This window comes from Saprospiraceae bacterium (genome assembly GCA_016713025.1).
Classification (GTDB): Bacteria; Bacteroidota; Bacteroidia; order Chitinophagales; family Saprospiraceae; genus OLB9.
Window position 1 is genome coordinate 1326197 of record JADJPZ010000004.1, and the last position, 20785, is coordinate 1346981.

At 35.9% G+C, this 20785-nt stretch carries 18 protein-coding genes and 1 pseudogene; 9 read left to right on the plus strand and 10 right to left on the minus strand.

What is annotated here, in order from left to right:
- Positions 1–114: 114 nt before the first annotated feature.
- The 4 genes from IPK35_12010 to miaA all read right to left on the minus strand — a co-directional run bounded on the left by IPK35_12010 (position 115) and on the right by miaA (position 5536).
- Positions 115–1341, minus strand: a complete 1227-nt coding sequence (locus tag IPK35_12010; GenBank protein MBK8053963.1) for an MFS transporter — start codon at positions 1339–1341, stop codon at positions 115–117.
- Position 1342: 1 nt separating this feature from the next.
- Positions 1343–2998, minus strand: a complete 1656-nt coding sequence (gene recN / locus IPK35_12015) for a DNA repair protein RecN (protein ID MBK8053964.1) — start codon at positions 2996–2998, stop codon at positions 1343–1345.
- 831 nt (positions 2999–3829) lie between these two features.
- Positions 3830–4393, minus strand: coding sequence for a YceI family protein (locus IPK35_12020; GenBank protein ID MBK8053965.1), 564 nt, complete (start codon positions 4391–4393; stop codon positions 3830–3832).
- 216 nt (positions 4394–4609) lie between these two features.
- Positions 4610–5536: a tRNA (adenosine(37)-N6)-dimethylallyltransferase MiaA gene (gene miaA / locus IPK35_12025; GenBank protein MBK8053966.1), complete on the minus strand. Its 927-nt coding sequence runs from the start codon at positions 5534–5536 to the stop codon at positions 4610–4612.
- 55 nt (positions 5537–5591) lie between these two features.
- On the opposite strand from miaA, the gene IPK35_12030 reads away from it, so the two are divergent.
- The 8 genes from IPK35_12030 (at position 5592) to IPK35_12065 (ending at position 14794) form a co-directional block, all read left to right on the plus strand.
- On the plus strand, positions 5592–6836 hold the full coding sequence (locus IPK35_12030; protein ID MBK8053967.1) for a 1-acyl-sn-glycerol-3-phosphate acyltransferase: 1245 nt from the start codon (positions 5592–5594) through the stop codon (positions 6834–6836).
- A gap of 108 nt (positions 6837–6944) precedes the next feature.
- A complete protein-coding gene (locus IPK35_12035; protein MBK8053968.1) occupies positions 6945–7217 on the plus strand; it encodes a hypothetical protein in 273 nt (90 codons plus the stop codon).
- 386 nt (positions 7218–7603) lie between these two features.
- Positions 7604–9109 (plus strand): S8 family serine peptidase, encoded by a 1506-nt coding sequence (locus IPK35_12040; protein MBK8053969.1) that lies wholly within the window; start codon positions 7604–7606, stop codon positions 9107–9109.
- 728 nt (positions 9110–9837) lie between these two features.
- A complete protein-coding gene (locus IPK35_12045) occupies positions 9838–12633 on the plus strand; it encodes a S9 family peptidase (protein ID MBK8053970.1) in 2796 nt (931 codons plus the stop codon).
- A gap of 3 nt (positions 12634–12636) precedes the next feature.
- The gene (locus tag IPK35_12050; GenBank protein MBK8053971.1) at positions 12637–13149 is read left to right on the plus strand and encodes a hypothetical protein; all 513 of its coding nucleotides are present in this window, start codon (positions 12637–12639) and stop codon (positions 13147–13149) included.
- A gap of 399 nt (positions 13150–13548) precedes the next feature.
- Positions 13549–13887, plus strand: coding sequence for a hypothetical protein (locus IPK35_12055; protein ID MBK8053972.1), 339 nt, complete (start codon positions 13549–13551; stop codon positions 13885–13887).
- Positions 13845–14555 (plus strand): transposase, encoded by a 711-nt coding sequence (locus IPK35_12060; GenBank protein MBK8053973.1) that lies wholly within the window; start codon positions 13845–13847, stop codon positions 14553–14555. Before IPK35_12055 ends, IPK35_12060 begins: the two co-directional genes overlap by 43 nt.
- A gap of 14 nt (positions 14556–14569) precedes the next feature.
- The gene (locus IPK35_12065; protein MBK8053974.1) at positions 14570–14794 is read left to right on the plus strand and encodes a hypothetical protein; all 225 of its coding nucleotides are present in this window, start codon (positions 14570–14572) and stop codon (positions 14792–14794) included.
- A gap of 406 nt (positions 14795–15200) precedes the next feature.
- Here the strand turns inward: IPK35_12065 and IPK35_12070 are convergent.
- The 4 genes and pseudogenes from IPK35_12070 to IPK35_12085 form a co-directional block, all read right to left on the minus strand.
- Positions 15201–16413 (minus strand): annotated as a pseudogene (locus IPK35_12070) (IS256 family transposase).
- A 258-nt stretch (positions 16414–16671) separates the two neighbouring features.
- On the minus strand, positions 16672–16836 hold the full coding sequence (locus IPK35_12075) for a hypothetical protein (GenBank protein MBK8053975.1): 165 nt from the start codon (positions 16834–16836) through the stop codon (positions 16672–16674).
- Positions 16811–17761, minus strand: a complete 951-nt coding sequence (locus IPK35_12080) for a transposase (protein ID MBK8053976.1) — start codon at positions 17759–17761, stop codon at positions 16811–16813. Before IPK35_12080 ends, IPK35_12075 begins: the two co-directional genes overlap by 26 nt.
- Positions 17762–17893: 132 nt before the next feature.
- Entirely contained in the window at positions 17894–18055 is a 162-nt protein-coding gene (locus IPK35_12085; GenBank protein ID MBK8053977.1) for a hypothetical protein, read from the minus strand.
- Positions 18056–18540: 485 nt separating this feature from the next.
- Between IPK35_12085 and IPK35_12090 the strand changes: the two genes are divergently transcribed.
- Positions 18541–19167, plus strand: a complete 627-nt coding sequence (locus IPK35_12090) for a rhomboid family intramembrane serine protease (protein ID MBK8053978.1) — start codon at positions 18541–18543, stop codon at positions 19165–19167.
- A gap of 18 nt (positions 19168–19185) precedes the next feature.
- Here the strand turns inward: IPK35_12090 and rfbD are convergent, their stop codons facing one another.
- The gene (gene rfbD / locus IPK35_12095; GenBank protein ID MBK8053979.1) at positions 19186–20076 is read right to left on the minus strand and encodes a dTDP-4-dehydrorhamnose reductase; all 891 of its coding nucleotides are present in this window, start codon (positions 20074–20076) and stop codon (positions 19186–19188) included.
- Between the two features lie 157 nt (positions 20077–20233).
- Positions 20234–20785 (minus strand): dTDP-4-dehydrorhamnose 3,5-epimerase, encoded by a 552-nt coding sequence (rfbC, locus tag IPK35_12100; GenBank protein ID MBK8053980.1) that lies wholly within the window; start codon positions 20783–20785, stop codon positions 20234–20236.

A 20785-nucleotide genomic window follows, 5' to 3' on the forward strand; every position in this document is an offset into this window, starting at 1 on the left:
CTATAGGTATTATGTTATTAAAATCAGCAATTCTTGGTTTAGTACTAATTTTATCCGCCTTTTTATTCAAGTGCCTTTTTTATGGTACTTAATTTCATTTGACTACCAACACAGTTATGTTAATTTTCTGTGATCTGGAGATAAAAATGTCTGTAGCAGATAAAAAGATGCTGTCACCAGCAAACTCACAAACAAAAATATGCTATAAGTAGTTATAAAGCCATATTTTTCAGCCAGAAACAACCCAGATACAGGAGCAATAATATGTGCGATACCATACGCCATAGCATATAATGCCATAAACTGACCTCTTCTGTCTTCAGATGGTCTCGATACAGCATAGTTGGTCATAAAAGGCATAGCAAACATTTCTGCAAGGGACATAAAAACTATAAATAGAATGGCAGCCAAGAGAAAAGGCAGACCTGCAACTAAAGCTAAAAAACTTAAAACCAAACAAATACTGCCTATAGAAATCATCCGCATGTAATTGGTAATGTGTTCTATGCTCTTTACCACCGGCATTTCTATCACGACGATGATCAACCCATTTAATGCCAAGAGAATTCCTATCATTTCTTCTGACATAGCAAAATTATTTTTCCAATATACTGGTGCGGAGGTAAATAACTGGAAAAACAGAATTGCCCAAATAGAGGTCAAAAAAATAAAAATCAGATATTTTGAATCCTTGTACGCAGATGTACCTGTTTTGATCGTTTCTTTCTTTTCCGCTACTCTCAATGATGGATCATATGGCAATAATTGATATAAAACAATGGCAGCAATCAGACACGTGACGGCATCCAAAACAAAGATCCATTTATATCCCAACATCCCCGCCGTAATGCCTCCGATAGCCGGCCCTATAGAAAAACCAAGATTGATGGCAAATCTCATGAGAGAAAAAGATCTGGTCCTGTTTTCAATTTCAGAATATGAAGCAATGGCTACGCTGTTTGCCGGTCGTAATGAGTCAGCTACCGTGGAAAACAAAAAAACCAATATCATAATAGACCAAAATCCATCAAGAAATATGAGTGCAAACAGCAAGATACTACCTCCTATAAGTGAATATAACTGAACATGGTAAAATCCAAATCTGTCTGTAAGTTGTCCACCCATATAAGCTCCTAAAATACTTCCAACTCCATATGCTGCCATCACATATCCTGCCTCTGTCAAAGAAAAATTCAAACTCTTTGTGAGATAAAGGCTCATGAACGGCAGTACCATTGCGCCTGCCCTATTGATAAACATGATAAAACTGAGCAACCAAACATTGCGATTAAGCCCGGAGAATGAGTCTAAATAGATACTTATGATTCTGCTGCCTGGCATATTACAATCCTATCAGCTCTCTGGCATTGGCACGTGCCACATCTGAAGGCGGATTTCCACTCAGCATTTTGGCTATCTCTGTTACCCTTTCATCTACTGATAATATCTTCATAGAAGTCATGGTCCTCTTAGCATCTTCAGTTTTATAAACCCAATAATGGCTTTCCGCTTTTGCAGCAATTTGTGGAGAATGCGTGATGGAAATCACCTGATGCTTTTTCGAAAGACGATGCAATATTACACCCATTTTTTGGGCTACATCTCCCGACACACCCGAATCAATTTCGTCAAATACTAAAGTAGGCAATGTTGTCGCGCCCGCAACAAGTGACTTCATACACAAGGCGAGTCTGGACATTTCTCCACCCGAAACTGTATCCTTCAATGGTAAGAAATTACTTCCTTTGTTTGGTGAAAAATGGATATTGATGATATCCATACCTGTCGATGTCAACTCTGATGAAATACTCGTTTGTACCTTAATAAACGCATGTTGCATTGATAATCCTACCAGTAGTTCATGTACCTTCTTTTCAAAATCAGGAATGATTTTTTTTCTGTTGTTACTGATGATTTGGGCTATATCTATCAACTTTTTTTCCTGTGATCCTATTTCCTTTTCCAACGATAACATCTCACCTGACAAATCTGAAAAAGTGTTAAGTTTACTTCTTATATTTAATTCTACTTTGATAAGCTCATCCATGGCAGTTACTCCATGTTTTTTTTGCAGTCTGTTGATGACGTTTAATCTGCTATTGAGTAATTGTATTTGTTCTTCATCATATTCTACAGTATCAGAAATTCTTTCAGCTTCTTTTGATATATCTGAAAGTTCTTCTTTGGCAGAGATCAGTCGATCATACAACTCCTGATAATTTTTATCAAGGTTTTTGATACTGCCAAACTGGTAGATCAATGATTGTAATTGATTGATAATTGCATTTTCATCTTCTTCCAGAGCGTGCCTGAGTAATGTACTTTTTGTCTTGATATCTTCGGAAGATGTAAGTTTTTGAAGCAATGTCTCTAACGCTTCCTGTTCGCCTTCTTTAAGCTCAGCCTGAACGAATTCATCCATCTGAAATTTGAGATATTCGATTTCCTGATGTGCATTTCTGTTTTTTGCATTTAAATCTTCGAGCTTTTTAGTATTAGTTTTATATGATTTATATATATCTGAATAATGGTCAAAATGCTGTCTGTTTTCCGCAAGTGCATCTATCATTTTAATCTGAAAAGATGGGTGCTGTATATCCAAAGTATCGAACTGCTGATGAATATCTATTAAACTATCTGACAAATCCTGAATAATATCCAAAGTCACAGGCGTATCATTGATAAATGCCCGACTTTTACCTCCGGGGGCAATCTCTCTTCTTATAGTCGCCTCATCAAAATAATCAAGTTCATGTTGAACAAAAAAATCCCTGAGAGCATATGCACTTATATCAAAAACTGCTTCTACATAACATTTTCTATCCTGATCATAAAGTACTTTAGTATCTGCCCTTTTACCCATTATCAATCCTAGTGCACCAAGCAGGATAGATTTTCCTGCACCGGTTTCACCAGTAATGATAGCAAGTCCGGAAGGAAATGTTATTTCCAGCTTGTCTATAATCGCATAATTTTGAATTTCTAATCTTTTGAGCATGATGTCACAAAGGTAAAAATTTCTGAAGATTTATTCACAAGAGTTCCATCGTCATCCAGAAATAAATGTTTTTAAGTTTGATTTGTTCCGACCTAATTTCAACAAAAAAATAGGTATAATTGACATTTTAAATACTATTTTTTAGATCGCATGATCTACACGGTCATTTTGGATGTTGATTATTTTTAGCGTGAGAAATTATAATTAATTTGGGAAAGAAATTTCTATATGCTCCAAAATTTGTCTTGCAGACAAAAAAATGGCTGACAACTTTTGACAAGGTATCAGCCAATAATTATTATTTCATAAGTCTCAGACGTTGTCTCTTTTTTTTTGAAAGGGGCCGAGTCCGGCGACCCGACCCTCTAACTATGAAAAAACTACTGTCTCTTTATGAAGTACCATTATTTATATCTCAGACGTTGTTTCTTTTTTTTTGAAAGGGGCCGAGTCCGGCGACCCGACCCTCTAACTATGAAAAAAACTACTGTCTCTTTAAATAATGATATTTATATCTTTGCATTAATATATTATAAACATGAAATCAGAAACTAAAGTTCACAGACGTTATTTTTTTTATTTGAAAGGGGTCGAATCCGGCGACCCGACCCTCTAACTATGAAAAAAACTACTGTCTCGTTTCAGGCTAACACCTGTTTATCTTTATTAAATCTTTCAAATTTCCTCGCGAACTCTTTTGTTCATTATTAATTCTTTGGCAAAAGTAATTTTATTTTTAATTTATGAAAAAAATAACAAGTAGAATTTTTAAGAAACTTCTAAAAAAAATTATTACCAGTATATAAAAAAAAAATTACTTTGTCTTTTAAATTAATAAGTCAAAGCCACAGTAAGGTCAAACTCATCATAAATGGTTTTGTCACCCAGATTGTCAATGAATGATCCTGAACCATAGCGAATATCAAAATCTGATCTGTCCAATTTAATAGTAGCCATGCCTTTACCATCTTTTGCAGTGGCATTAAATTTAATTTCTTTAGTTGTATTTTTGATCGTGATATTGGCTGTAATTTTATATTCACCTGCCACTCCTCTTGAAGTTACTTTTGTAAATTTGATAGTAGCTGTCGGGTTCTTCGCTACACCAAAAAAATCATCTGACTTTAAGTGACCTTCCAGATTTGTTTTTCCTTTGCCTTGTAAGTCAGTGACTTCAATGGTTGTCATGTCCACAACAAGGTCCCCACCGGTCAGGACATCGCCATTAAAAGTAAGGCTGCCTGATTTAAATTTTACATTGCCGTCATGTGTTCCTGTGACTTTCGCTCCTTTCCACACTACATTTGATGTTGCAACATTGACAGCTTTAGCCATCTGGGCTTGCATTCCTAAAGATGAGATCATCATACTTGCGATAAATAATAAAAACTTCATTTGAATTTAAATTTTAATTGTAAAAAAAAATAATTAACATTTGTTGCAACAAATATATAGAAGATTAGTTTCGGCATGATCAATAACGTCTAATACTTTAATAAAATTTTAACAAATCCATAGTCAAAATAAATGACCAGTTTTTTAAAAAAAAGGTCTTTCCAAAAAAAATTAAATCATCGAACAGTAGTAGCTGGGATGAAATTGGTTAAACGCTTATATATTATTTCCGGTGACATCGCTGATATGCTTAAAAATATCTTCATCTGACATAGGATGAAAACAAATCCAGTTGCCGTACTTTTTAAACCAAGTAATTTGCCTTTTGGCATAGCGTCGTGAATTTTGTTTGATCAAGTCAATTGCCTTGATAAGGTCTTGCTTGCCATCAATGTAATCAAACATTTCTGTATATCCTACAGTCTGTAAGGCTCTCAGATGTCTATGATGGTAAAGATTCCTGGCCTCTTGTTCCAGTCCTGTTGCAAGCATTTGATCTACCCTATTGTTGATTTGATTGTACAAAATTTCTCTTGGCAATTCAAGCAGTATCTGTATGACATGAAAAGGAATGTTATTTTCCGCCACCCTGCCCAAAAATGAAGAATATGGTTGTCCTGAAGCTTTAACTACTCCCAGAGCTCTTAAAATTCTTCGTGGATTCTGAATGTCCACTTTATGGAAATATTCAGGGTCATGTTCTCGCAATTGATCCTGGATATACGTGATACCAAAATCATGATACCATTTATTGATTTCAATAGCTACCTCTGCCGGTACATCCGGAAATGTATCTATTCCCTGAAGAACAGCATTGATATACAGGCCTGTACCACCTGTGACGACTGCAATGTCATGATTTAAAAAATATTTTTCCAGTCTTTGATGAAAATCGGCAACATATTTACCCACAGAATAAGGCTCATGCACACTGATTTCGTCGATAAAATGGTGTCTGATTTCATTTAATTCTTGCTGTAATGGCTTTGCGGTACCTATCGTCATCTCCTTATAAATCTGTCTGCTGTCTGCCGAAAAAATTTCTGCATCAAACCTTCGCGCCAGTTTCATTGACTGTGCAGATTTTCCAATACCAGTCGGACCGGCAACGACAATTAAAAATTTATTTTGATCACTTATGATACCAGACATGCAGCTTTTATTAGCTTTACGGTGCAAAAGTAGTTATTAGATCGATATGTTATATAGTTTTCTTCGCGTTCTGGTGGGATTTACTCTTAGAATATTTTTCCAAAAAATTTATATCACGGGTACGGAGTATGTACAACATTCCAAGCCTCAGCTTATAGCCAGTAATCATCCAAGTGGTTTTCTGGAGCCACTCATCATGGCATGTTTTTTCCCAAAACCGCTTCATTTTCTGGTGCGAGGAGATGTCTTCGACAACCCATTTCTGAAACCTTTACTGCGAGGCACCAACCAGATTCCGGTTTTCAGATTTAAAGATGGATTTTCAAGACTTCGTGAAAACAATCAATCTATAGATGAAAGCCTTCAGGTATTGAAAAATAACCACAATCTTCTTATTTTTGCAGAAGGCAATACTCAAAGTATCAAACAACTCAGGCCGCTGCAGAAGGGTATCTCAAGGATTGCCTTTCAGTCCATGGAACAAAATCCGGAATCTGAACTGGAAATCTTACCTGTAGGAATCAATTTCAGCCAGTTTTTGAGTTTTAATGAAGTGATCATGCTTCGCATTGGCCAACCCGTCAAGGTGAGCAACTACATCACAGAATATAATACAGACAAAAACTCCGGCCATCACAAAATCCTCGATGATGTTTTTTGTGCAATGAAAAAAAATGTAATCCATCTCGAGCACCAGGAAAGAATTCATATTTTTGAGAAGCTGAGCATACTTCAGAATTTGTCACATGACGAAAAATACTCTCCTATTTACTCAAATTCATCTGAAATGCTGGACAAAGCGATCTTACTCGCTAAAAAAACTGACAATCTGGATGATGAAAAGTGTCAAATGATCTCAGAAGAATTGCGTGTTTTTGAAAAAAATATCAAGTCAAAAGGTGTAAAATTTAAAGATCTAAAGAAAAAACCTTTTAATATTATTAATCTTTTATTATTGATCATCGGTTTTATACCTGCTTTGGCCGGTCTTATTTTCCATTTTGTTCCCTTGGCAGCGGGTTATGCTTTTATGAAAAAAAATGTTAAGGCGCTGGAATTTAAATCTTCGATCCTGATGGTGGCAGACCTGGCATTGCTGTTGATATATTATCTTATTTTGATAACCACTATTTTTGTGTTGGGTTTACCTATATATATCATATTGATTTCTTTTTTAAGCGGCATTTGGCTAAGGTTTTATTACAGCTCGTGGAAGACATTTTCATTCCTAAGAACCAGTGCTTTTGATAAAATCAATAGCGATGCTGAAGCCATTTTGAACAAACTTTAAATCAAAAAATAAGAATTTCCTGTAAATCCGCCATATCGAACATAAAATCATTTATGATTCTTTTCTTCTGTAACACTTGGAAGGTCATAATTATCAATATTATTAGCCATGAAATATTATAAAGAAATTCTTATTGCTGAAGCGATAATATTTACAATATTCTGGGCAAGCAATGAATATCTGGCAACATTGTTAACATTTATAGCTGTTCCTATTTTTAGCTCAATCCTGATCATCTCCCTGATAGCTGAAAAGATAGAATCATCAAAAATTGGGAAAATATATTTTATTTTAATGGCAGGATTGGCTTTGGTTCCGGCTATCATATTTGGTGTGATGACAGTAATTAATGGAGGCACAAGCTTTGATTGGGGAAAGTAATCGTAGATATTGACTCACGCCAATCCTATAAAAGCATAGAAAATATAGAAAAAAAACATCCTCTCATGTTTATTAGGTTAGTCGCTTTCTTTCAGAATAAGATATTATAGGTAAGTCGATGATTAGTAGCCATATATATATTGATATCGAGAAAAATTATTTTTTCAATTTGCGATTATTTTTTTTCAAATTGTACAATTTATCAAATTTGATTCCGTTAGTAAAAAACATACAATATTAATTGATGTTATTCAAAACAGGATGTAAAGCAACTTAAAACATATGAGAATTATACCAATCTGCCTTTTCACTTTGTTATCTATTTGTTTGTATGCTGGTAATGGTACACCCACAAATGGCATCATCATAAAGTGTACAGAAAAAAAGTGAAATCTATTAAATCTAAATTAAATTCAGCTAGAGCAGCAGAAATCAAATATGAAAATTTAGGAGTAGGTAGTGACCTTTTTTTGATCACTGGAAGTATTGACGATAGTTATATTTATGAATATTGCAGGAAAGAAGGAGGTGTTGAAGCTTTAGAGTATAATTATAGACTTGACTCCAGAATCAAGCCTAACGATACACGTACTGGAGATCAGTATTACCTTGAAACTATAAAGGCTTTTCAAGCCTGGGATTTGGTGACTGGAGGCAAAAACTTTGCTGGCAAGGAAATTGTGATCGGGGTCATAGATGAAGGGTTTGAAATTACTCATGAAGACCTTAAAGACAATATATATATTAATCCAGATGAAATCGTAAGAGATGGAATAGATAATGATGGAAATGGTTGGAAAGATGATGTGAATGGTTGGAACATAAAAAATAGCAATGGAACACATGATCTAACAAGCCACGGCACTAATGTAATTGGTGTTATGGGGGCAAAAGGAAATAACCAGCTAGGAATTTCAGGTATCAGTTGGAATGTGAAAATTTTGCCAGTAACTATAGGCAATTTCGTTAGTGATGTCATCAAGGGATACCAATATCTTTTGGCAGAGAAATCGGCGTATATCAGCTCAGGAGGCAATAAAGGAGCAAATATTGTTGTCACCAATTATTCAGGTGGTCTGCCAAAAGCATTCGCCAGTGATCATCCGATCTGGTGTGGCTTGTACGACAATCTTGGGATTCAAGGTATGCTGAATGTAGTTGCTACTACCAATGATAATGACAATGTCGAAGTAGTAGGAGACATGCCTTCAACATGCCTCAGTAACTACTTACTGGTAGTTAGCAGTACCAATAAAGCTGACGAAATCGCTTCTAGAGGTTTCGGAAGTTTAAGTGTGGACATTTCAGCTCCTGGTGAATCCATTTTAACCACTGAGTTAACAACAAAAGGAAAATACAGAACTGATTCTGGAACATCACTTTCAACACCTATGGTTGCGGGTGCGGCAGCTTTGCTTTTCTCCATCAAATGTGAAGCTTTCCATGATATAGTCTCAAAAGATTCAAAATCATCTGTGCTTAAAGTCAAGGAAGCATTGATGGCTGGAGTTGACAAAAAGAATTCACTTTCGAAAAAGACAGTTTCAGAAGGTCGTATGAATATTTTGAATAGCCTCAATATATTATTGAAAGATAATTGCAGTAAAGAATTATCCCCTGTCGGTGATCTAAAGATAACCCAAATCAGATTTAATGAAGGTACAATCACTATTGACTATCTCAGTCCCGATACCGAGGAGTTGACTTTAAATCTTTTCGGTAGTGACGGAAAATTGGTTTACACTTCTAAATTTGTCCCTCCACTCTTCGGAATAAAACAATTAACATTCACTCCTGACTTACAATTATCAGGACTTTATTATTATTGCAGCATTATTTCAGGCCAAAATATAGCCAGCAAAGGATTTACTGTGCAGGATGTATCTAAGTAGTTTTCAAGGAACCCATTTTTTTAAAGGAAAAAATTGACTTTTTCCACTAATCCATAACACAAGGATTGAAAAGTTAGAGTATGTTTAAAATTTTTCTTACTTGCAAATCAAGAGATTATGGTTCTGACGATAAAATAATCAACGCATTTAGCTTGCCTGACAACTATGATAATAGGCGGGCAGGTGAACTTAATAGGGCAATTATTTTGAATTCAGGTTCATAATACATTGATTTTAAGGCAATAAAAATTTAAACATACTTTTATTACAAAATAGTTATATGAGCTAAATCTAGAATGTATGATGAATCAAGCTTCATTTTTTTCTATTATTCACATTGAAACCTGAATTTTTTCCATAGTTAAGGATAAATGTATGGGTAAATTAGGGTCACAATTGTTGGGTTAACCCAACAGTTTCCAATAAATAGGAAAGCCCGTATAATTTGACAAAGTAGCATTAGAAACTTACAAATAATGGGTGTATCACATTTTTGCACTAAAATTGTTTAAACTGCCCGCTACCCTCATTCTGAAGAGCCTGTCAAGCTACGCTTGAGACGTCCCACCCTTTAACTCTTATCTACTAGGATAATACACTAAATTTTAAACTTAAAAATTATATAATATAGTGCAATTTGGGGATATACTAAAAAATATTAAGTTTCTGCACTTTTTTATCAAGCTGGTATCAATAAATTTCTACATTTGCAACCAAAGATAAGTCAAATGAAAAATCCAGATTCATTCCATAAATATCAGCATATAGTCTTTCTGTTTCTACTCTTTACAATAGTCAATCCCTTTAAAATAATAAGTCAGGGCAGTAAAAAAATGACTCCGTCTGTTTATAGTGAATGGAATAGATTAAAGAATGTGAAAATCTCTGATTCGGCCCAAATAGTAACCTATACATTGGACAAAGAAGTCGGAGATAAACAACTATTGATTTTTGACAGGGCAAAAAACACCAGTCACCATTTTGACAGAGTAGTGAAACACATGCAGGATCCCAACGGAGAGTATGTCGTGATAGCACATGGCCTGTCTTATGACAGCATCAGAACTTTGAAGAGAAAAAAAACACCTAAAGATAAAATGCCAACAGACAGTCTGACCATTTTTAATATTAAAACATTAGAAAAAACCACCATTGCAGATGTTAAGGATTTCAATATCCCTGCAAAATACACAGGATATGTGGCTTACACAATCAAAGAAAAAAACAATGAAACCAAAGACAGTTTAAAGTTCAATGAACCTAGAAAAAAACTTGTTTGCGAAAATCATAATCTCATAGTGAGAAATCTGGGATCAGGTGAAAATGATACAATCAGATATATCAAAGATTTTGTAATGGCTGAAAAGCAACCATTTATATTATATTCTGTATGTCGTGGTGACAGTGTACCAAGTTATGATGTATATATCAAAAACCTTCAAAACAGAGAAGTCACTTTAGTCACAGAAAACAAAACTGAAGTGACCAATCTCAGTATCGATCAAAAAGGGCAACAATGGGCTTTTCTCGCTACTGACCAAAAATCTGAAAAAGCCCAAAAACCTTATAGATTATATGCCGGCAATCCAAATGCACCTGTTGCTGTTGATATTTCAGAAAAATTCATTATGCCCGAAGGTCATGTCATCAGCTCCAATCAAAAATTGACATGGACAGAATCGGGTAAAAGACTATTTTTTGGCATTGCTCCCCTACTTCCTGAAAAAGACACCACCAAACTCGAAGATGAAATCGTGAATGTCGAGATATGGCACCACGACTCACCACGACTATATACGCAAATGGAAGCATCGATAGAGAGCGACAGAAAAAAAACATTTGGTGTGATGTATGATACTGAAAGTTCAGATTTTCATCAGTTTGAAGATATTGAATTCGACAAAAGTGTACAGTCTGTGAGGGGAGATGGCAGATATTTTCTGTTACTTCATTCAACACCATATCAGAAAGCAGTCACGTGGCAGGGTGAACTTTTGAAAGACATGTACCTTTATGATACTGCCTTGAAAAACAAGGTCAAAATCGGTAGTGCTGAATCCGGAAACCCCGCATTTTCGGCAGGTGGAAGATACCTATACTGGTGGAGCAGACAGGATTCTATCTGGAAAACATATGACACCCAAACTTCAGCACTCGGATATCTTGGGTTATGGTCGATTTCCAGATTTCATGATGAGGAGCATGATACACCCTCCCTTGCAGAAGGCTACGGTATTGCAGGATGGCTGAAAAATGACTCTATTGCTTTAGTATATGACAGATATGATATATATAGGATTGACCCCAAAGATGCATTCAACTATACCAATCTGACAAACGGCAGGGAAAGCAAAACTATCCATAGAGTAATACAGCCAGATCCTGACATCAGATATATAGATCAGGATGTACCGTTATTGCTGCATCAACACAATGAAGATACTCGTGAAGAGTCCTACTCGTGGTTAGATTTGACATCAGGACAAATAACCAAATCATTGAGTGGAGCTATTTCATTAACAAAAAATGTATTGAAAGCTGCCAAAGAAGATACATATATCTTTACACAGGAAAATTTCCAAACCTTTCCGGATCTTTTGTTGAGTAATAAAGATTTCAGTATGCACAAGAAGATTTCTGATGCTAATCCTCAACAAATCAACTATGGTTGGGGTACTGCAAAATCGTTCTCCTGGAAAAATCTCAGAGGTCAAAAAAACAATGGTATGGTGTTTTTTCCTCCAGGATTTGATCCCGAAAAAAAATATCCTCTCATCGTAAATTTTTATGAAAAATCATCTGAAGGGATATACAAGCACAGTGCTCCGGAAGCAAACAGATCCACTATCAATTACACCTATTATACCAATCAGGGCTTCGTAATATTCAATCCTGACATCAAATATTTGACAGGTCAACCCGGAGAAGATTGCTTCAATGCCGTAGAAAGCGGAGTCGACGAACTGCTAAAAAAAGGATATATCGATGAAAGCCGAATGGCACTCCAAGGGCACAGTTGGGGTGGATATCAGATAGCATACCTTCTCACCAAGACTGGCAGGTACAAATGTGCGGAGTCTGGTGCACCGGTCGTCAATATGGTAAGCGCCTATGGTGGCATAAGGTGGGAATCAGGGATGAGCAGGATGTTTCAGTATGAAAAGGCTCAATCCAGGCTGGGAGTTTCTTTATGGGACAATGTAGGCCTATACCATAAAAACTCTCCGATCTATGAGATGACCAATGTCATGACCCCGGTTCTCATCATGCATAATGATGAAGACGGAGCTGTGCCCTGGTATCAGGGTATTGAGTACTACATGGCACTCCGAAGATTGGGCAAACCCGCATGGCTTCTCAATTACAATGGTGAACCACACTGGCCTGTTAAATGGCAGAATCGTCTTGATTTCAATATCCGGTTAGAGCAATTTTTCAAACATTATCTCATGGATGGTCCTTTGCCGATTTGGATGAAAGAGGGCAACACACCTTTAGAAAAAGGCATTCTGGATAAATATTAAATTATGAATATCAGGGCTCATTTGCTTACAGAACACAGTAAGGCCATTACCGATAGTATTGTACATTGTGTTCAGGCAAATCCTGACAAATTGGGCGAACTCATGGCATGCTTTTTTGATCCAAACCTGAGAATTTGTCAAAGAGCAGCATGGTCTGTGGGAATATTGGGTAAAAAAAATCCTGAAATGATGTATCCCTATCTCCCTGACATGATCAACTATCTCCAAAATCCACCGCATGATGCTATAATCAGGAATACAGTCAGAACGTGGCAAACTATGAAAGTCCCGGAAGAGTATCAGGGAGAAATTTTCGAAATATGTTTTAAATATATCATACATCCGAAGTATCCTGCAGCTATCAGAGCATTCAGTATGTCGGTGTGTACCAAAATTGCAAAAGAAATTCCTGAACTAAAAGAAGAATTGATTCTCGCCATAAGCGACCAGCTTGAGTTTGGGTCGTCAGGTATCATCAACAGAGGGAACAGAATGATTAAAGAGTTAAGTAAATAAGTTGAGCACAATTCAGTTTCGTCAGGTCATTTATCCTTTCAAAAATCTGTCCACTGCAATAAAAATAAAGAACTACCAGATCAGGCTTTGCGTAACTAATCGTTCAGATCATTCAAGTTCAAATTTTCGTGTGTATAACAAATTGCACAAATTCATATTTTCCTCCCCGCTACCCTCATTCCCTTATATGTTTGCATTTTAAAAATTAATGGTTTCAAGATAAACAAATAATTTATAACTTGGCGGTTGAAGGGGAACACCCCTTGATACTTAGATATCGTCCTTTAGTGTCCCTTTCGCCAAGCTTAATCATGAGGTATAACTTGATACATTGATATCGTATAATATAAGGGAATGTAAGGCTTGACATTTTTTAACACATTTTAAAGTAATTTATGTATGAAAGTTGGATTTGGAGGACTGGACGCAAGTAAAGGTTATTGTGATTTCAGTTTAATTTCGAAGGGTAATGAATTTACTAATCGCAGGATGAATTTTATTGATAATCAATCCGGTCTTGATGAACTCAAAAAAGTCTTATCACAGGCACTTTTGTCTATTGATAAAATCTATTTGGCTATTGAAAGTACCGGTGGGTATGAAAACAATTGGTATAATCAATTGGTAAGTTTTGATAAGCGAATCATCATGTTCAGGATTAATCCGTTGCGGACACATCATGAGTCAAAAAGAATATGCATCGCAATATTAATGACGCCATCAGTAGTGAAATTATAGCTAGGCATGTATCTGAAAATTATGAGGAACTAGAGAAAGCCAAGCCTAGATCCTTACATTTTTATACTGCGAAACAGATGCACAAAACTATACAAGGATTTATTAAACAAAAGACGAGAAATATCAACCAACTTGAGAAAGTAGTGTATAGTTGTATTCCTGGTCTTTTAACTTTTAGTAAAAATGGCATGCCAAAATACATGTATAAATTACTTCAAAAGTATCCATCAAAGGCAAAGATATTAAATGCGAAAACAGCTTCTTTGGCTAAAATCAAAGGGTTAACCATGGAGAAGGCTGAGGCCATCCAAAAAGCGGTGAAGCTAGATTCAGGGTCGGGTAATACGATACTTACTGAGCTAAATATTAAAACATTGGCCCAAACTATTAACTTATTCTCCACCCAGATCAAAGAACTTCAATCAGAACTTGCTAAACACGGAGCCAACGACTTAGCGGATTTATTAGTCACAATTCCTGGTTGCGGCATCGAGTCAGCAGTGTCATTAAGCATAGAAATAGAAGATATAAATCGATTTAACAGTGCCGCATCACTTTGTTGCTATTTTGGAGTACACCCAGAAAACCATACAAGTGGTGATATATCAAAGAAACCTAAAATGAGCAAAAAGGAAGTAGTTCATATAGGGGTACAATATACATGGTAGCTAAAAATGCGATTATGTATGACCCTTATTTTAAAGAGGTATATTCAAATCAAAGAGCGAAAGGTAAGACCTATAACGATGCTTTAGGTGTAATAATGAACAAGTTAACAAGAGTGATCTATGGTATGCTTACAAACAAAGAGGCATACGATTCATCAAAACCTAAAACAAAAAAAAAACAAACCAGTAGACGCAGATCAGCAAATAGAGAAGTTGGAAAAAGAAACCGCAGATTATAAGGCAGAGCTAGAAAAGATGCAAAACGCACCAGTTTCTCGAAGAGCAGAAAATAAAATAAAATAAAAAAGGCAATGGAAGAGTCTCAAAACTCAATTGAAGAGTTGCGCACGAGATCAAAACCATTACCAAGTGCAAACATATAAATTTGTTTGAACTTGGTAATAAAAAACACCGCCAAATAGAGGCTGTAAAATATTTTGTGTAAACAAAACTTCAAAGAATTATGGCTGAATCAAATTATCCTCAAAGATAATTAAAATTTCATTATGAGTAATATGCCAGTTATGAATTGGCATTGTCCATTTAACTTGAATTTGCTGAATAGCAAGATATACAGATTTCAAGGCTGCCTGATCATTTGGAAAGAGGCTGTAAAATATTTTGTGTAAACAAAACTTCAAAGAATTATGGCTGAATCAAATTATCCTCAAAGATAATTAAAATTTCATTATGAGTAATATGCCAGTTATGAATTGGCATTGTCCATTTAACTTGAATTTGCTGAATAGCAAGATATACAGATTTCAAGGCTGCCTGATCATTTGGAAAAAGTGTTTTGGTTTTGGTAAATTTTCTGATGGCTCTGTTGAGGCCTTCAATGGTATTAGTGGTATACATAATTTTACGAATGTTAGTAGGATACTGAAACATGGGAGATAGATTTGACCAGTTTGCTTCCCAACTTTTAATGGCATAGGCATATTTAGACCCCCATTTTGCTTTAAAAGCTTCAAAAGCAATGAGAGCAGTTTCCATATTTAAAGCGGCATAAACAGTTTTTAAATCAGCCAGGAAGGCCCTTCTATCTTTCCATGGGACAAACTTCATAGAGTTTCTGATTTGATGAACGATACAAAGCTGGGATACGGTATCGGGGAAAGCAGTTTGAATGGCCTGAGTGAATCCTGTAAGATTGTCAGTGCATGCAATGAGCATCTTTTTAACGCCCCTGTCTTTGAGCTCATTTAAGACAGAAAGCCAAAACGCGGCAGACTCGTTGGCGCTCATCCAGATGCCCAAAACTTCTTTGATCCCATTGGTTTTCAGTCCTATAACGATATAAATACTCTTGTTGATGATTTTATTATCCTGCCGGATTTTAAAACAAATACAATCCATCCAAACGATGTAATAAGTATTATCCAAAGGTCTGTTTTGCCATTCCTGGATAGCCGGAATCATTTTGTTTGTAATATCTGAAACAAAGGTTTTAGAAACGTCTAAGCCATAAATTTCCTGAATTTGAGCTGTTATGTCATCGGTGCTCATACCTCTGCTGTAAAGAGATGTAATGACAGATTCTACTTTCTCAGTGGTAGTTTGGCCCTTGGGAACAATGATAGGCTCAAATTCACCGTTACGATCCCGTGGAATATCCAACTCTACCTGTCCTTGTGTAGTGCGTATCTTTTTCTTATAAGACCCATTCCGGGAATTACCTGAATTAATCCCATCGGGCGAGTGTTTTGAATAGCCTAAATGATGACTTAGTTCAGCTTTTTAAAAGTTCTTGAATGCCATCTTTGTAAAGGCCATTCATAACATTGTCAAAATCATTAAGAGACTTGACATCCTGAAGAAATTCAGAGAGATTAAGATTAAATTTGTTACTTTGCATAACTATTAAATTTGTTAGGTTAAAAAATGTGTCTGTACTTGGTCGCACAAACATATTAAAAAATTTTCCATCTGTGGGGGGTACCCCCCACAGATGGAAGCCTAACTCCTTGATACTAGTTTACACAATCTTTCTTACACTCCCTTTTCTTCTTCGCTACCGCCCAATTCTCCTAATAAAAGCGCTGCATTCCCCTTTAGTTATACCGTTGATTTTATAATATTTGGCGGTGTTTTTTATTACCAAGTTCAAACAAATTTATATGTTTGCACTTGGTAATGGTTTTGATCTCGTGCGCAACTCTTCAATTGAGTTTTGAGACTCTTCCATTGCCTTTTTTATTTTATTTTCTGCTCTTCGAGAAACTGGTGCGTTTTGCATCTTTTCTAGCTCTGCCTTATAATCTGCGGTTTCTTTTTCCAACTTCTCTATTTGCTGATCTGCGTCTACTGGTTTGTTTTTTTTGTGTTTTAGGTTTTGATGAATCGTATGCCTCTTTGTTTGTAAGCATACCATAGATCACTCTTGTTAACTTGTTCATTATTACACCTAAAGCATCGTTATAGGTCTTACCTTTCGCTCTTTGATTTGAATATACCTCTTTAAAATAAGGGTCATACATAATCGCATTTTTAGCTACCATGTATATTGTACCCCTATATGAACTACTTCCTTTTTTGCTCATTTTAGGTTTCTTTGATATATCACCACTTGTATGGTTTTCTGGGTGTACTCCAAAATAGCAACAAAGTGATGCGGCACTGTTAAATCGATTTATATCTTCTATTTCTATGCTTAATGACACTGCTGACTCGATGCCGCAACCAGGAATTGTGACTAATAAATCCGCTAAGTCGTTGGCTCCGTGTTTAGCAAGCTCTGATTGAAGTTCTTTGATCTGGGTGGAGAATAAGTTAATAGTTTGGGCCAATGTTTTAATATTTAGCTCAGTAAGTATCGTATTACCCGACCCTGAATCTAGCTTCACCGCTTTTTGGATGGCCTCAGCCTTCTCCATGGTTAACCCTTTGATTTTAGCCAATGAAGCTGTTTTCGCATTTAATATCTTTGCCTTTGATGGATACTTTTGAAGTACTTTATACATGTATTTTGGCATGCCATTTTTACTAAAAGTTAAAAGACCAGGAATACAACTATACACTACTTTCTCAAGTTGGTTGATATTTCTCGTCTTTTGTTTAATAAATCCTTGTATAGTTTTGTGCATCTGTTTCGCAGTATAAAAATGTAAGGATCTAGGCTTGGCTTTCTCTAGTTCCTCATAATTTTCAGATACATGCCTAGCTATAATTTCACTACTGATGGCGTCATTAATATTGCGATGCATATTCGTTTTGACTCATGATGTGTCCGCAACGGATTAATCCTGAACATGATGATTCGCTTATCAAAACTTACCAATTGATTATACCAATTGTTTTCATACCCACCGGTACTTTCAATAGCCAAATAAATTTTATCAATAGACAAAAGTGCCTGTGATAAGACTTTTGAGTTCATCAAGACCGGATTGATTATCAATAAAATTCATCCTGCGATTGGTAAATTCATTACCCTTCGAAATTAAACTGAAATCACAATAACCTTTACTTGCGTCCAGTCCTCCAAATCCAACTTTCATACATAAATTACTTTAAAATGTGTTAAAAAAAGTGTCAAGCCTTACATTCCCTTATATTATACGATATCAATGTATCAAGTTATACCTCATGATTAAGCTTGGCGAAAGGGACACTAAAGGACGATATCTAAGTATCAAGGGGTGTTCCCCTTCAACCGCCAAGTTATAAATTATTTGTTTATCTTGAAACCATTAATTTTTAAAATGCAAACATATAAGGGGTTGGGGGTATGTATAGGCAAATGTAGCAAGTTAATTTTTTTCACAAAAGTGCAATATGTTATACACACCATATCCCATCTCTCAACGCAAGAATCAGAAAATTAAAAATAATATTCTGAGAAACCATTGATTAGATTGTACTTTTGACATTCACATCAGAATTTTTTTTACACATGTGAAAGTATTATTGTTTCTTCAAATTCCAGCCATTATGTTTTATTAATTACTTTTGACGCATTAATTTTATATTATATTACCTTCAAATGAGTGCAACATTAATCCTGGTCATCGTCACCTGTATCATCTCAATATTGTGTTTCAATGATAAAAGACTATTTGATAGTCTCAAACATCATCCTGCAACTGAATACAACAAAGGACAGTACTATAGGTGGCTTACTTCAGGATTTGTCCATGGTGATTATATGCACCTCTTTGTCAATATGTTTGTTTTATACCAGTTTGGCGGTCTGGTAGAGAGCTATTTAATATATCATTTTGGTACACCGGGAGGGCTAATTTTGTACATCATCACCTATCTGCTTATCATCATCATGGGTGATGTTCCTACTTATTTTAAACATAAGGAAAACTTCTATTTTGCCAGCGTAGGGGCTTCGGGAGGCGTATCAGGGATTATTTTCACATATATTTTGTTATTTCCCTGGCACAATTTGTATTTGTTTGCCATTGTACCTCTTCCTGCCATTGTTTTCGGAGTATTGTACCTTTGGTACAGTACCTGGGCATCCAGAAATCAAAATGACATGATCGATCATGAAGCCCACTTTTATGGAGCAGTAGCAGGCATACTTATTGCAATCATCTCCAGACCAGAAATTTTTTCAGAATTTCTTTTTAAACTGGTACAGGAATTTCCTTTGAGGTAAAAATATAATGGATGTATCTTACTGGTCTATTTTAATAGCCGCAAAGCATTCTTTCAGTGCCGTGTACCAGTGTGGTATCTCCAGCCCATAAGCTTCTCTGATTTTGTTTTTGGCCATCACACTCCATAAAGGTCTTACAGCCGGAGTGGGATATTCTGCTGTTGTAATAGGCTGTACTTTACAACTCAGACCTTCATCTTTCATGATGCGATCAGCTATGTCATACCAGGAGGTGATGCCCTCACTTGAAAAATTATAAGTTTGATTGAAAAGCCTTTGATCAGCACTTTCAGAAGTCATGGCAGTAATGATATCCAGCACCGCTGAAGCAAGGTGTCTTGCATACGTAATGGCTCCTAACTGATCATTTACAACATTAAGTACACTTTTATCCTTACCCAATTTGAGCATAGTTTTGACAAAATTGTGACCAAAAGAAGAAACTACCCATGAAGTCCTCAATATCAAGGCTTCTGTTTCGCTTGCCCTGATGATATTTTCACCTTTGAGTTTCGACTTGGCATACATACCGGAAGGATTACATGTTTCGGTTTCCCTGAGTGGAAATCCATCATAGACATGGTAAACATAATCGGATGAAAAATGCACCAGTCTGACAGGTCTTCCCTTAATAGCATTGCAAATATATTGACATGCCTTGGCATTGATCAAAAAACATTTCTCCTGCTCGCTTTCTGCTTTATCCACTGCAGTATATGCAGCGCAATTGATTACATAATCAAAATTTTCAGATTGCAATACTGACCTCACGGCTTCCTGATCAGCTATATCGCAATCATCCCTTGAAAAAAAATCAAAGTTCATGTATTCATAACTCTGATGCAAAAACCTAAACTCCTGGCCCAACTGACCATCGGCACCAAGTACAGCTATTTTTATTTTTTTCATGATCATTTCACCAAATTAAGTTCCATAAAAAGAAGTTCATAGAATAAAAAGGCTGGTAAACGATTATAAACAGGTAAAGATACCATATGACAATATTTTTGTGATATTTTCATTCGATATTGATCATACATCATTGGTAAATCAAGGAAATTTTTAATTACACAGTAAAAGGGATATGCTGATCAAAGTTGGGTAAGTTCCTGTCTTTTTCAGATACTAAACACTCATCAGCAGGTAACAACCAGTCTATTCCCAAACCAGCATCATCAAATTTAATGCCTGCTTCTGCACTAAAATTGTAAAAAGCATCACACTTGTATGCAAATATAGCTGTCGGAGACAGGACTACATAGCCATGAGCAAATCCTTTAGGGACGAACAGTTGCTTTTTTTGTATATCATTGAGTATCACAGTAAGGTGTTGACCAAAAGTAGGTGATCCTTTTCTTATATCCACAATCACATCGAGAACTTCACCCTGTACGACTCTTACTAATTTTGATTGAGCATGAGGCGGCAATTGATAATGTAAGCCACGTAAAACACCTCTAACAGATGCTGCCTCGTTGTCCTGTACAAAAGAAATGTCCCGAAGCTCATCAGGTAATCCTGAAGCATTATATGTTTCAACAAAGTAACCTCTTTGATCTTTCCATACTCGAGGTTCAAAAACCCACACTCCCTGAAGGTTTGTTTTTATCCAGGTCAT